At 59.8% G+C, this 12,729-nt stretch carries 15 protein-coding genes and 1 pseudogene; 10 read left to right on the forward strand and 6 right to left on the reverse strand.

Annotated elements, in window-relative coordinates; genetic code table 11:
• Positions 1–12 precede the first annotated feature (12 nt).
• Positions 13–425, forward strand: a pseudogene (locus RHM58_RS07940) (DUF3301 domain-containing protein).
• A gap of 121 nt (positions 426–546) precedes the next feature.
• On the opposite strand, the gene RHM58_RS07945 reads toward RHM58_RS07940, so the two are convergent.
• Positions 547–1,506, reverse strand: a complete 960-nt coding sequence (locus RHM58_RS07945; protein ID WP_322270029.1) for a CobW family GTP-binding protein — start codon at positions 1,504–1,506, stop codon at positions 547–549.
• Positions 1,507–1,533: 27 nt separating this feature from the next.
• On the opposite strand from RHM58_RS07945, the gene RHM58_RS07950 reads away from it, so the two are divergent.
• A complete protein-coding gene (locus RHM58_RS07950) occupies positions 1,534–1,890 on the forward strand; it encodes an NADH:ubiquinone oxidoreductase (RefSeq protein ID WP_201199155.1) in 357 nt (118 codons plus the stop codon).
• Positions 1,891–1,894: 4 nt separating this feature from the next.
• On the opposite strand, the gene RHM58_RS07955 is transcribed toward RHM58_RS07950, so the two are convergent.
• From RHM58_RS07955 to dksA, 3 genes are read right to left on the reverse strand one after another with little or no spacing between them, the layout of a single operon-like run.
• Positions 1,895–2,563, reverse strand: a complete 669-nt coding sequence (locus RHM58_RS07955) for a DUF1826 domain-containing protein (RefSeq protein WP_201199156.1) — start codon at positions 2,561–2,563, stop codon at positions 1,895–1,897.
• Positions 2,563–3,768, reverse strand: a complete 1,206-nt coding sequence (gene zigA / locus RHM58_RS07960) for a zinc metallochaperone GTPase ZigA (RefSeq protein WP_322270030.1) — start codon at positions 3,766–3,768, stop codon at positions 2,563–2,565. Before zigA ends, RHM58_RS07955 begins: the two co-directional genes overlap by 1 nt.
• Positions 3,769–3,795: 27 nt before the next feature.
• A complete protein-coding gene (gene dksA / locus RHM58_RS07965; RefSeq protein WP_322270031.1) occupies positions 3,796–4,200 on the reverse strand; it encodes an RNA polymerase-binding protein DksA in 405 nt (134 codons plus the stop codon).
• A 124-nt stretch (positions 4,201–4,324) separates the two neighbouring features.
• Here dksA and RHM58_RS07970 point away from each other — a divergent pair, with 124 nt between their 5' ends.
• Positions 4,325–4,702, forward strand: a complete 378-nt coding sequence (locus tag RHM58_RS07970; RefSeq protein ID WP_322270032.1) for a glutamine synthetase — start codon at positions 4,325–4,327, stop codon at positions 4,700–4,702.
• Here RHM58_RS07970 and RHM58_RS07975 read toward each other — a convergent pair.
• Entirely contained in the window at positions 4,674–5,900 is a 1,227-nt protein-coding gene (locus tag RHM58_RS07975) for an N-acetylmuramoyl-L-alanine amidase (protein WP_322270033.1), read from the reverse strand. The genes RHM58_RS07970 and RHM58_RS07975 overlap by 29 nt on opposite strands.
• Positions 5,901–5,986: 86 nt before the next feature.
• Here RHM58_RS07975 and folE2 point away from each other — a divergent pair, with 86 nt between their 5' ends.
• From folE2 to RHM58_RS08010, 7 genes are read left to right on the forward strand one after another with little or no spacing between them, the layout of a single operon-like run.
• A complete protein-coding gene (gene folE2 / locus RHM58_RS07980; protein WP_322270034.1) occupies positions 5,987–6,886 on the forward strand; it encodes a GTP cyclohydrolase FolE2 in 900 nt (299 codons plus the stop codon).
• Entirely contained in the window at positions 6,883–7,551 is a 669-nt protein-coding gene (locus tag RHM58_RS07985; RefSeq protein WP_322270035.1) for a metal ABC transporter ATP-binding protein, read from the forward strand. Before folE2 ends, RHM58_RS07985 begins: the two co-directional genes overlap by 4 nt.
• Entirely contained in the window at positions 7,551–8,417 is an 867-nt protein-coding gene (locus RHM58_RS07990; RefSeq protein ID WP_201255036.1) for a metal ABC transporter permease, read from the forward strand. The genes RHM58_RS07985 and RHM58_RS07990 overlap by 1 nt, the downstream gene beginning before the upstream one ends.
• Before the next feature lie 11 nt (positions 8,418–8,428).
• Positions 8,429–9,304, forward strand: a complete 876-nt coding sequence (locus tag RHM58_RS07995; RefSeq protein ID WP_322270036.1) for a metal ABC transporter substrate-binding protein — start codon at positions 8,429–8,431, stop codon at positions 9,302–9,304.
• Positions 9,301–9,861 (forward strand): carbonate dehydratase, encoded by a 561-nt coding sequence (locus tag RHM58_RS08000; protein ID WP_201199167.1) that lies wholly within the window; start codon positions 9,301–9,303, stop codon positions 9,859–9,861. Before RHM58_RS07995 ends, RHM58_RS08000 begins: the two co-directional genes overlap by 4 nt.
• 2 nt (positions 9,862–9,863) lie before the next feature.
• The gene (locus tag RHM58_RS08005) at positions 9,864–11,201 is read left to right on the forward strand and encodes a dihydroorotase (protein ID WP_201255035.1); all 1,338 of its coding nucleotides are present in this window, start codon (positions 9,864–9,866) and stop codon (positions 11,199–11,201) included.
• Between the two features lie 23 nt (positions 11,202–11,224).
• The gene (locus RHM58_RS08010; RefSeq protein WP_322270037.1) at positions 11,225–12,118 is read left to right on the forward strand and encodes a His/Gly/Thr/Pro-type tRNA ligase C-terminal domain-containing protein; all 894 of its coding nucleotides are present in this window, start codon (positions 11,225–11,227) and stop codon (positions 12,116–12,118) included.
• 77 nt (positions 12,119–12,195) lie between these two features.
• Here the strand turns inward: RHM58_RS08010 and RHM58_RS08015 are convergent, their stop codons facing one another.
• Positions 12,196–12,717 (reverse strand): DUF3617 domain-containing protein, encoded by a 522-nt coding sequence (locus RHM58_RS08015; protein ID WP_201255033.1) that lies wholly within the window; start codon positions 12,715–12,717, stop codon positions 12,196–12,198.
• Positions 12,718–12,729: the final 12 nt, after the last annotated feature.

The raw sequence follows: 12,729 nt of genomic DNA on the forward strand, positions 1-12,729 counted from the left end.
AGCACCCTGTTGATGCTGACCCTCGGAAATATCTTCGTGCTGATGCTGCTCGCCACCGGCGCCGCGTGGCTGTGGCACAACCACGGCTTGCGCGAACGTGCGCTGGAGCGGGTCAAACAGCATTGCGCCAAGCTCCAGATCGAGCTGCTGGACGGCAACGTGGCGTTGAAAAAATCGGTTTTATCAAAGACGCGAACGGTCGCCGACGCCTGGCGCGGGTGTATAACTTTGAATTCACCGTGACCGGCGAGACCCGTCATAACGGGACCATCACCCAATTCGGTGCGCACAGCGCGCAGATCGAACTGGCGCCCTACCCGATGCCGTTTGACGACACCCCAGCGGTGGTTGATGTGGTGAGGCCTCGTGCGGAAGTCATTGAGCTGAGCCAATGGCGGCAGGAACACACGAAGTGGCGGCCATGAAGATTTATGTCGTCAGTTAAACCATTCGCGAGCAAGCCCGCTCCCACATTGGTTTTGTGAACGACGCAGATCCAATGTGGGAGCGGGCTTGCTCGCGAAGACGGCCTCAAAGACTGCGCAATTACCGGCACCCGGCCAAGCCTTTCTGTAATTCGCTCACATCCTGCGACTCACTAAAAATCAACTCAATCCGCGAATCCTGTCGCCACTCACTCGGCCGCCAATCCAGCACCGAGTTATCCACCGCATTCGCTGAAACCCAACCGTTGACGCTGTGGATAACCAGCTTCGCCCGCCGCCAGGCAAGACTTTCAAGCCACTGACCAACGAGTGCGGCATCGAATGTCTGACTCGGATGCCAACGCCAACCAATGCTCCAGCCACCCTCCTGCGCCTGACTCAAGCAAATCGGCAGCGCGGCATCGGTCCAGATAGCCGGCATCTGCGCCAATCCCTTGGGGACGATGAAGTTATCCACACCCGTAACCGCCTGACTCCCAAGCCCCGGCAATTCGCTCAACGGCATGACCGCTTGCTGCGTCCAGAACATCGGGCGATCCGGCAACTGCGCAACAATCCGCTGACGATCATCCTCATCAAGACCTTCTGACTTGTTCAGCAGCAACAGACCCGCGCTGTTCAACGCCTCCTGTTGCGCCGCCGGCAGCGGTTTTCCGGCAGCTAGCGCCTGGGCATCAAGCACCAGAACACACGGCTGAACCGCCAGCACACCTTGCCACGGCGCCTCGCTCAACTGCCGCAGCAACTGGGCCGGATGCCCCAGCCCGGAGGGTTCGATAAACAACCGATCCGGCCGCGCCTTGCGCAGCAACCGCCCGAGGCCGATCTGAAACGGCGCACCATTCACGCAACACAAACAGCCGCCGGCCACTTCACCCAGTGCGATACCATCGCTGTCCTGGGTCAGCAGAGCGGCGTCGAGGCCGATCTGGCCGAACTCGTTGATCAGCACCGCCCAGCGTTCATTCGCCGGGCGCTGGGCCAGCAGATGCTTGATCAGGCTGGTCTTGCCGGAGCCCAACGGGCCGGCGATGACGTGGGTGGGAATGTTCTGCAACATGGTCGAAGTTTTCTGAGGAGGTAAGGGATGCGGTTGATGGGATTGTCGTTGCTGCTGGCGCTGGGGTCGGGCGAGGCGTTGGCCCAAGCGTGCGTAGTACATAGCACGGCGGAACGGCTCGACGTGAAAGTCTGCCAGCAGAACCGCAACATCCCGGAGAAACTGTTCGCCGACGGTTTCTGCCAGCCGAACCTTCCCGGTCAGAAAGTCGAGGTGCAATACGTCGACCAATGCCCCACCGGCGCCTTCGGCGTGTGCAGCAACGCCCAAGTCGCCAATATGCCTTACCGCCAGGATATTCACTATTACGGCGTGGCCACCGATGCGGCGTATTTGAAACCGTTTTGCGAGGCGCAGAGCCAGGGAAACTGGCTCAAACCTTGAGCCACTAGCTCAGCCAGTCGAGCGTCAGGATTAACCGGCGCTCGCCCGGCGCCGGTTGCGGCGAGCGGTGGATCAGGCCGAAGCCTTCATTGCCATGCCACTTCTCCCCTTTTAACAGCGCCACGTCACCGCTGTTGATTTGCTGGATCTGCGACTGGGGTTCTGCCTCGGGTTTGCCCAGTTGCCGGCGATCCATCGCCCCTTCTTTCAGCCATTGGCTGCCAATGCCGGCGTAAGTGGTGATCAGCCGCACAGGTACGTGATCGACGTGAAAGCGTGGACACATGGCAGTCTCCAGCACCCGAAGGCGCAGGCCGATGTGCTTGGCGCCGAGTAAGCAGGCGAATGCGCTGACCAGCCAGGAGACGTCGGTGATGAAGCCTTCGTAGCCTTCCAGATCGCTGAAGCCTGAGGCCAGTCCTTTGAGGTTGGGCTCGGCGTCTTCATTGGCGATGTCCAGGGACAGGGACTCCGCCAGTGGTTCGTTCAGGGACAGAAGTAAACTGGCGAAATCCGCGATGTGTAACGGGAGTTGGCGCCGCCAGACGGCGAGATTGGCGTCGTCGTGGAGAATTTTTGTCAGGACTTTTGGGGTTGCTCCGCGGTGTTGGCGTGGTGTCCGTACTGGCGCCTTCGCGAGCAAGCCCGCTCCCACAGGGGTGAGTGTGAGCATCAGGCGGCCTCTTCGTGCCAGGGGCCGAACGGGTCTGGCAGCAGGCGCCAACCCTCGATGCCTTGGGCCATTTCATCGTCGGTCAGCAGGCAGCTATCGAGTTCGGCGGTGAGCTGTGCAAAGTCGATGTTCTGACCGATGAACACCAGTTCCTGACGGCAATCACCCGTGGACGCCGTCCAGTTTTCCATGATCCCGGCAGTGCTTTCTTCATCCTGCGGCCATTGGGTTTTCGGCACGAAACGCCACCAGCGTCCGGCGAAGCCATGGCGCATCAAGCCGCCGGCCTGTGACCAGCTACCGGCGTCCATGTGCTTGCTGGCCAGCCAGAAAAAGCCCTTGGAGCGCAGCAGTTTGCCGTTCACCCATGGGCGATCGATGAAGCTGAAAAAGCGCTGGGGATGGAATGGTCGGCGCGCGCGATAGGCCGTGGAGGCGATGCCGTATTCTTCGGTTTCCGGCACGTGCTCGCCGCGTAGTTCCTGAAGCCAGCCTGGGGCCTGGGCGGCTTTTTCGAAGTCGAAGCGACCGGTGTTGAGGATCTTCTTGAGCGGTACTTCGCCCATGACCATCGGGATGATTTCCGCTTGGGAGTTGAGCCGCTCGAGGATCGCGATCAGTTCCTGACGCTCGCTGCTGCTGATCAAGTCGATCTTGCTGATCAGGATCACGTCGGCGAATTCGATCTGCTCGATCAGCAAGTCAGTGATCGAACGCTCATCCTCTTCGCCCAGGGTTTCGCCCCGGGACGCTAGGCTCTCGGCGGCCTGGTAGTCGAGCAGGAAGTTCATCCCGTCGACCACCGTGACCATGGTGTCGAGCCGGGCAATGTCCGCCAGGCTTTGGCCTTCTTCGTCGCGGAAGGTAAAGGTTTCCGCCACTGGTAGCGGTTCGGAAATGCCGGTGGATTCGATCAACAAGTAATCAAAACGACCGTCCTTGGCGAGTTTGCTGACTTCCTCCAGCAAATCTTCGCGCAAGGTGCAGCAAATGCAGCCGTTGCTCATTTCCACGAGTTTCTCTTCGGCACGGTTCAGGCTGACATCGCGCTGAACTTCGCTGCCATCGATGTTGATCTCGCTCATATCGTTGACGATCACGGCAACACGCAGGTTCTCTCGGTTACGTAGTACGTAATTGAGCAACGTACTCTTGCCAGCGCCGAGAAAGCCCGACAAAACGGTCACAGGGAGACGATTGGGCATCAGGTATTCCTCACAGGATGTGGCCGGTCAAATCGCCCGTTGATGGCGTTCGCGCAGCTCTTCACGTTCTTTGGCTTCGATACTCAGTGTGGCGGTGGGCCGCAGCAGCAAGCGCTTGAGGCCAATCGGCTCGCCGGTTTCGCGGCACCAGCCGTATTCGCCGCGGGCCAGGTGTTCCAGGGCTTCGTCGATCTTGTCCAGGAGCTTCTTTTCCCGCTCCAGCAGGCGCAGTTGCCATTGGCGCTGCTCTTCGGCGCTGCCAACGTCAGCGGGATCGCTGTTGGGTTCCTGTTCGCGCAATATGTCGAACTCACCGGCAATGCGCGCTTGCAGTTCGCTGCGTTGAGCCAGCAACAGGTCACGGAAGAAACCTTGCTGGGCGTCGTTCATGTAATCGGCGGCGAGTTGAGCCAAGAGTTCTTGTTCAGTCATGGGAGGGTCACAAGGGCGGGCGTGTTTTAATGTTATAGTATAACAACACAAATAAACCACTCCCCTCTTGTTCGTCACGACAAAGAGCACGATGCTTGAGCCCGTTCGATCCTTGAGAAATGCCATGGGAAACGCCCTGAAGTGCGCGCTGCTGAGTCTTTCGCTATTGATCACCGTCGATGCCTGGGGACAAATCCCGACCCTTGCCAAGTGCACCCGCAGCGCCAATCTGCTCGCGTGTGTCGACCATGACGGCAACGCCTACAGCGTCAACACCGTCGGTAGCACGATTTATCTGCGCGGCTTTGAGGTGGCCGGCAAACGTTATTGGGCGCAGACCAGCAGTCGCTACGGGCAACTGACGTTTTTCACCGGCCTCGCCTCCGATGGCGAAGCCTGGGTCGGCTACACCCGCCGTGTTGGCTGGACCACCATCAATCGGTTTTCCAGCTCCGGGGGCAGCAGCGGCAAATTCACCTGTAGCCGGATTGCCGTCTGCTAGACCTGGGCTTTTTCTGCTCCTGCTGCCAGGCAACGTAGCTGTTGAGCGGCGGGTTCTTCTGAAAATAGCGCTGTAGACCTTCGAACAAACCGTCAGCCACGGCTTGCTGATGCCGCGCGGTGACCAGCCGCTGACTGTCGCGGGCGTTCGAGATGAAGCCGGTTTCCACTAGGATCGACGGCACGTCCGGCGACTTCAGCACGGCAAATCCAGCCTGTTCCACGCGCTTCTGATGCAGCGTGGTGATGCCCGCCAGGCTGCCAAGCACGGTGCTGCCCAGCTGCAAACTGGCGGCAATGGTCGCGTTCATCGACATGTCGAGAATCACCCCGGCGAGCATCGGGTCCTTGTCCTTGAGATTGAGCAGGCTCGTGGCGCCTAAAAGATCCGCGCCGTTCTCCCGCTCCGCCATAAACCTTGCCGTGGCCGAGGTCGCGCCACCTTCAGACAGGCAATACACCGACGCGCCGGACGCTGTGAGCCGTGGTGCGGCATCGGCATGCACCGAGATGAACATGTCGGCGTTGTGTTTGCGGGCGATCTCCACGCGTTTGCGCAGCGGAACGAAGAAGTCGTCATTGCGCACCAGTTTCACGTCATAGCCCTTCTCGCGCTTCAGTCGCTTGGCCAGCAACTGCGCAATCGACAGCACCACGTCTTTTTCTCGCTCACCTTTGGCGCCGACCGCGCCTGGGTCTTTGCCACCGTGACCGGGGTCGACCACTACGATGATGTCGCGCTTGGGGTGAGCCTTATCGATGATCGGTTCACGGATTGGCGCCGCCGCGATTTGTAGTGGCCCGGCGGTCTTGAGATCGAGCACCAGTCGATGGCCCTGCCCATCCTGTGGCGGCAGCAGAAAGCTGTTGAGCTGCACCGGCCCGCTGAGGTCGAGGACGATCCGCGTATCACCCTGACCGTAATGACCGGAACGAATGGAGCGGATCACCGTGTTGTTCAGCGCCAACTGACTGAAATCACCGCTGAGATTCGCGCCACTCAGATCGATGATCAGCCGCTCGGGTGCGCTCAAGGAAAAAGTTTTGTACTGCACCGGTCCGCTCAGATCGAACACCAATCGCAGCTTGTCATCCGAACGCCAGAGCCGTGCGTTGCGAATCTGCGTGGCCGAAACACCAAAGGGTAAAGCGAAGGCCGCGCTGGCCAGAATCAAGTTGAGCAAGTGACGTCTGTGCATGGTGAAAGCCCGCTCGCGAAAAAGGCATCGTCGATTTAGATGTAATAATATAACATGCCAAATCAACTCCCACGATGGACCTGCTCATGAATGCGCTGACTCTGCCGGATATCGCCGCGCAGGCCGAACGCCAAGCCCTTCCACTGGAGTGGGTGGGCATGTGCGGCATTGCTCTTCCTGTTTTATTTGATGGCCAACGGCTGAGCGCAAAGGCTGATGCCGGCGTGAGTCTCGACGATGGTGACGCGCGTGGCATTCACATGTCTCGTCTATATCTGGCGTTGGAAATGCTTGAGCAGGAGAGCCTGACGCCGGCATTACTGCGCAGAGTTTTGCAGCGTTTTCTCGACAGCCATGAAGGATTGTCCTCCACTGCTTACCTGAAAGTTCACACCGATTTATTGCTCAAAAGACCCGCGCTTGTCAGTCCTTTAGCCGGTTGGAAAACCTATCCGGCAAGCATCGAAGCTCGATTGAAAAACGATATGTTCCACGTGGAACTAAAAATAGACGTGCCTTATTCCTCGACTTGCCCGTGTTCCGCAGCGTTGTCGCGCCAACTCATCCAACAACAATTCCTCGATGATTTCGCCAATACACCACTGCTGCATGCCGATGTTCTGGCCTGGCTCGGTTCCACAAAGGGCATCGTCGCAACGCCTCACAGTCAACGCAGCACTGCTCATTTGCAGCTGCGCCTGGATGACTATCTCGACGACTTGCCATTAATCGCCCTCATCAACGACGCGGAAGCCGCCCTCGGCACAGCCGTGCAAACCGCAGTGAAACGCGCTGACGAACAAGCCTTCGCCTTGGCCAACGGTCAAAACCTGATGTTCTGCGAAGACGCCGCGCGACGCTTGAACCTGGCCCTGAAACGCTCACCTGGTATCAATGGATTCCACGTCCGAGTCGTCCATGCCGAAAGCCTTCACGCTCACGACGCCGTGGCTGAAAGTCGCTGGAACTGGGAGGCAGCCGCATGATCCGCTGCCAATCCCTACGCTGGGGCGCGCCCGGCCAACCGCTCACACCCGCCGTGGATTTCGAGCTACCCAAAGGAAGCCTGACCGCCGTAATCGGCGCCAACGGCTCCGGCAAAAGTAGCCTGCTGAAAGTCATCGCCGGCCTGCAAAAACCACTGGCCGGCAAAATCGTCCTGGACGTTCCACGCAAGGGCGGTCTCTCGTTTCTGCCTCAGCAACAACACCTGGACCGCCAATTCCCCATCAGTCTGCAAGAGTTAGTAGCCGCTGGGTTCTGGGGCAGCAAGCAACCTCCAGAGATCCGTAACCAGCGACTCAAAGCCGTCCTTGATAACTGGTGCCTGACCGGTCTGGAGCACCGCCCGCTGATGGCGCTTTCCGGCGGTGAACTGCAACGCGCCCTGCTCGCTCGATTGAGTCTCGCCGAAGCGCCTTTGCTGTTACTTGATGAACCCCACGCCGCCCTCGATGAACTCGGTCAGGAATTGCTCTGGAAAAATATCCACGCCTGGCATGCCGAAGGTCGAACCCTGGTCGTCGTGTGCCATGACCTCGCCGCCGTTCGCCAACACATCCCACAAACCCTGCTGATTAAAAGCAGCGGCTGCACGCTAGGACTCAGCACCGAACTAATCCGCCAACAACCCCAAACGCAGGTGGCCTGATGATCGCCGCCGCACACCTTTGGCAACCGTTCCAAGAGTTCGTGTTCATGCGCCGGGCATTGCTCGGCGGTCTGGTCCTCGCGTGCAGTACCGCGCCGCTTGGCGTGTTTCTGATCCTGCGCCGCATGAGTCTGATCGGCGATGCGGTCGCTCACGGCATCTTGCCCGGCGCCGCGTTGGGCTTCTGGTTCGCCGGCCTGAGTCTTCCGGCGCTAACGATTGGTGGCCTCGGCGCAGGCCTGAGCATGGCCGGGCTCGCCGCGTGGATCACCCGCCGCACCGGCCTGCGCGAAGACGCCAGCCTCGCCGCGATCTATCCGATCTCCCTGGCCAGCGGCGTGCTGATCCTCGGCATCGCCGGCAAGCGTCTGGACCTTCTGCACCTGTTGTTCGGCTCGGCGCTGGCGGTCGATGGCCCGACATTGACCGGCATGCTCTGGGTCTCCGGCTTCAGCCTGATTGCCATGGCGCTGATCTACAAACCGCTGTTACTCGACACCCTCGACCCACTGTTCCTGCAAACCGTCAGCCGTCTCGGACCACTTGCTCACGGAGTGTTTTTGACCCTGGTGGTGCTGAACCTGGTGATCGGATTCCAGGCCATCGGCGCGCTGATGGTGGTCGGTTTGATGATGTTGCCGGCCGCCGCCTCACGATTCTGGAGTCGCCGTTTACCGGCGCTGATGGCCATCGCCGCCGTGCTCGGCTGCCTCTCGGTGTGGTTCGGTTTACTGCTGTCGTTCTACTACTCGCTGCCCAGCGGCCCGGCCATCGTGCTGGTGGCTGGCGGTTTGTATCTGCTGTCCGTGGTGTTCGGTCCGGTGCACGGCTTGCTGCGCCGCCCGCCTTTGCTCACATCCCAATGAGGTGTTTCCCGATGCGCGCTTTACTCGTGCTGTTCAGTTTGATGCTGTCGATGTCCGTGTCTGCCGCTGAAAAACTGCAGGTGGTCACCAGCTTCAGCATCCTCGCCGACATGACCCATCAGGTTGGCGGCGACCATATCCAGATCACCAACATGGTCGGCCCGGACGCCGATGCCCATACCTACGAGCCGACCCCGGACGATGCCAAAGCGCTGCTCCAGGCCAAACTCATCATCAAGAATGGCCTCGGTTTCGAGCCATGGCTGGATCGTCTGGTGACCAGTACGGAAACAAAAGCCCCGGTGATCAGCGCCAGCCACGGTGTAATTCCACGCTCGCTGGATGAAGACGGCGAAACAATTCCCGACCCACACGCCTGGCACAACCTGGCGAACACCGAGTTGTACATCGCCAACATCACCAAGGCACTGATTGCCGCCGACCCGGCGAACAAAGCTGACTACCAGCGCAACAGTCAGGCCTACCTGAAACAGATCTACGCCCTGCTCGCCGAAGCCAAAGCCAAGCTCGGCTCGCTGCCACCAGGTAACCGCAAGATCGTCACCTCCCATGACGCGTTCGGTTATCTCGGCCAAGCCTACGGTATCGACTTCATGGCCCCTCAAGGTCTGTCCACCGAGCGCGAACCTTCCGCTGCGGAAGTGGCTGCACTGATCACCCAGATTCGCCAGGCCAAGGTCAAAGCGGTGTTCATGGAAAACATCAAGGATGCTCGCTTGCTGAAGCAAATTGCCGATGAAAGCGGTGCGCATATCGGTGGCACGTTGTACTCCGATGCACTCGCGGCAAGCGGCCCGGCCAGCACTTTCGCCGGGCTGTTCGAGTACAACCTCAACACCCTGTACGACGCGTTGAGCAAGCCATGATCCGAAAGAATCCCTCAGGTGATCTTCCGGTGATTGCGGAGTCCGCGTACGTGGATAAAACCGCGATCATCTGCGGCAAAGTGGTGATCGGCGAGAACGTCTTCGTCGGTCCCTACGCGGTGATTCGTGCCGACGAAGTCGATGCCTCGGGCGAGATGGAGCCGATCACCATCGGCGCCAACTCGAACATTCAGGACGGCGTGGTCATCCACTCCAAATCCGGCGCGGCGGTGACCATCGGCGAGTTCAGTTCCATCGCCCACCGCTCCATCGTTCATGGCCCATGCACCGTCGGCAACCGGGTGTTCATCGGTTTCAACAGCGTGCTGTTCAACTGCGTCGTCGGGAATGGCTGCGTGGTGCGGCACAACTCGGTAGTCGACGGCCGGGACTTGCCCGATGCCTTCTACGTGCCGTCCACTACGCGTATCGGCCCCGGCACCGACCTGTCGCAGTTTCCGCCGGTGAGCGTCAGTGCCTCGGAGTTTTCCGAAGATGTGGCGCGCACCAACGTCGATCTGGTGCGCGGCTACAAAGCACTGCAGAACGAGTTCTGACTATGAGCAGCGTGCTGATTCGCAATGCCCGGTTGGTGAACGAAGGTCGCGCGTTTGACGGCGACCTGCTAGTGAGCAATGGCCGAATCGTCAAGATCGCCAGCAGCATCGAAGGCGAAACGGCAAGCGTGGAAATCGACGCGCTCGGTCAGTGGTTGCTGCCGGGGATGATTGATGACCAGGTGCATTTCCGAGATCCTGGAGCGCCGGACAAGGGCAGCTTTTACACAGAATCCCGAGCCGCCGTGGCTGGTGGCATCACCAGCTTCATGGACATGCCGAACACCAATCCGGCCACCCTTACCTTCGAAGCACTCGCCGATAAAAAGCGTCGAGCGGCGATCAATTCGGTGGCCAACTACGGCTTTCACTTCGGTGTGAGCAACGACAACCTCGACACCGTTGCCGCGCTCAATCCTTGCGAAGTCGCCGGGGTGAAAGTGTTCATGGGCGCGTCCACCGGCAACATGCTGGTGGACGATCCGCGGATTCTCGAGCGGCTGTTCGCCGAGGTGCCGACGATTCTGCTGGCCCATTGCGAACACACACCGAGCATCGATGCGAATGCCGCGACCCTGCGAGCGCTGTACGGCGAACGCATTTCTGCCGAGGCCCATCCACTGATCCGCAATGCCGAGGCCTGCTTTCGTTCCTCCTCATTGGCCGTGGACCTGGCCAAGCGTCATGGCACTCGTCTGCACGTTTTGCACCTGACCACGGAGCGCGAGCTAGCTTTGTTCGAAGACAAACCACTGGCGCAGAAACACATCACCGCCGAAGTCTGTCTGCATCATTTGCTGTTCGACGATCGCGACTACCCGCGTCTGGGCAACCTGATCAAGTGCAACCCGGCGATCAAATCCCGGACCGACCGCGACGCATTGCGCCAAGCCCTGCTGAGCAACCGACTGGATGTCATCGGCAGCGATCATGCGCCCCATACGTGGGCCGAAAAGCACCGGCCTTACAGTCAGGCGCCGTCCGGTCTGCCGCTGGTGCAACACGCCCTGCCCGCGCTGCTGGAATTGGTCGCTGATGAAGTGCTGCCAATCGCCACCCTCGTGGCCAAAACCAGTCACCGGGTTGCCGATCTGTTCGCCATCCCCGACCGCGGTTATCTGCGCGAAGGCTATTGGGCTGATCTTGTTCTGATCAAACCCGAGCCCGACGGCGTCGCCGTTTCCCTACAACCGATCCTCTCTCAATGCGGCTGGACGCCCTTCGCCCAACACCATTTTCGCCACAGCGTCAGTACCACCCTGGTATCGGGGCAAATTGCCTGGCACGCCAATCGTCTACATGACAGCTGTCAGGGACTGCCCCTGCGCTTCATGCGCTAACGCCACTGCCGAGAACACCCACCATGATCCACATCACCCTGCCCGACGGCTCATTGCGTGAATACGATCAGCCACTGTCCGTGTTCGAAGTGGCGGCGAGTATCGGGCTCGCGCTGGCCCAAGCGGCAGTCGCCGGTCGGGTCGACGGTGTGTTGGTGGACTGTGGATTCATGATTCAGGGTGATGCGCGGGTCAGTATTGTCACGCCTCGGGAACCTGATGGACTGGAGATCGTTCGCCGTTCCTGTGCGCTGATGCTGGCCATGGCAGTCAAACAGTTGCATCCGAATGTGCTGTTGCTGAAGGGCTCGGCGCTGGGTGACGGGTTCTTTTATGAGTTTGCGATGGAGCGGATGTTATCGCTCGATGATCTGCCACAGATCGAAATGCGCATGCGCATGCTCGCGGCGACCAACCATTCCATCCGATGCCGGGACCTGTCATCCACCGAACGCTTGTCGGTGTATCGGCTGGGAGACGCCGAGTACTTGACCAACGGTCCACATGTTCCCGCCACAAAGGTGCTGCAAGCCTTCGCTCTGGATCATGTCGGCGGCAATTCGCTGCAACGGATTTATGGCACTTGCTGGTCCAGCCAGCAGGAGTTGGACCATTGGCGAGCACCGCCCCAAGTGATGGTGGTGAACATCGACGAGCGCCAGATCGCGTACACCCAATCGGTGACCGAGGAACTGCGGCGCAGCGGCGTGCGTGCCCTTGCGGATCTGCGTAACGAGAAAATCGCCTACAAGATTCGCGCGCACAGCGAACGGAGCGTGCCGTACCTGTTGGTGGTCGGAGAGAAAGAAATGGATGGCGGGTTTGTCAGCGTGCGCAGTTGCAGCGGGGAGGATTTCGGGCGGATGAGGATTGATGAGGTGTGTGGGTTTTTGCATCCCAAGGATTGTGGGGTTTGAAAGGACGCCTTCGCGAGCAAGCCTCGCTCCTACGGATTGCTGATCACCTGTAGGAGCGAGGCTTGCCCGCGAAGCTTTTAGGCTCTGGGCTTCACAGTCCCGCAATCCTGCCCCAACCACACCGCACGCGTATCGAGGCTACCCTTTTGCTGAATGCCGGTGGCGTTGAACGTACCGTTAACCTTGGTAGTGAACTCACGATCACTGAGGAACGTCGCCACACCCGCGCCTTGCGCTTTCGGGCAGCTGAAGCGGAATTTCCACTGGTTGCCGTTACGGTCGGTAATTTCCTGCTTGCAACCCGATTGCGGGTCCGTCAGCGGAATGTTGTCGGACGCCACCTGGGCTTGAGTCAGGCACGCCCGAATCCCTTTGCCGCCCATGGTGATGCCCTGCTTCTCCAGTTGCGCCCGTTGTTCCGGGGTCATCTGGCTTTGCAGCTGGCCAAGGATCAATTGCAGATCCGGCAGGTCCTGGTTATCAACCTTCATGTTGCTCGAGGTCAATTCCCACAAACCCGGCTGCAGCATCTGCGCCTGAGCGGCCACAGGAAGGGACAAACCAAGGGCCATGGCCAAACCCAGCAGACGAACGTTCATCGAGTAACTCCT

The organism is Pseudomonas sp. 10S4, assembly GCF_034344865.1.
Classification (GTDB): Bacteria; Pseudomonadota; Gammaproteobacteria; order Pseudomonadales; family Pseudomonadaceae; genus Aquipseudomonas.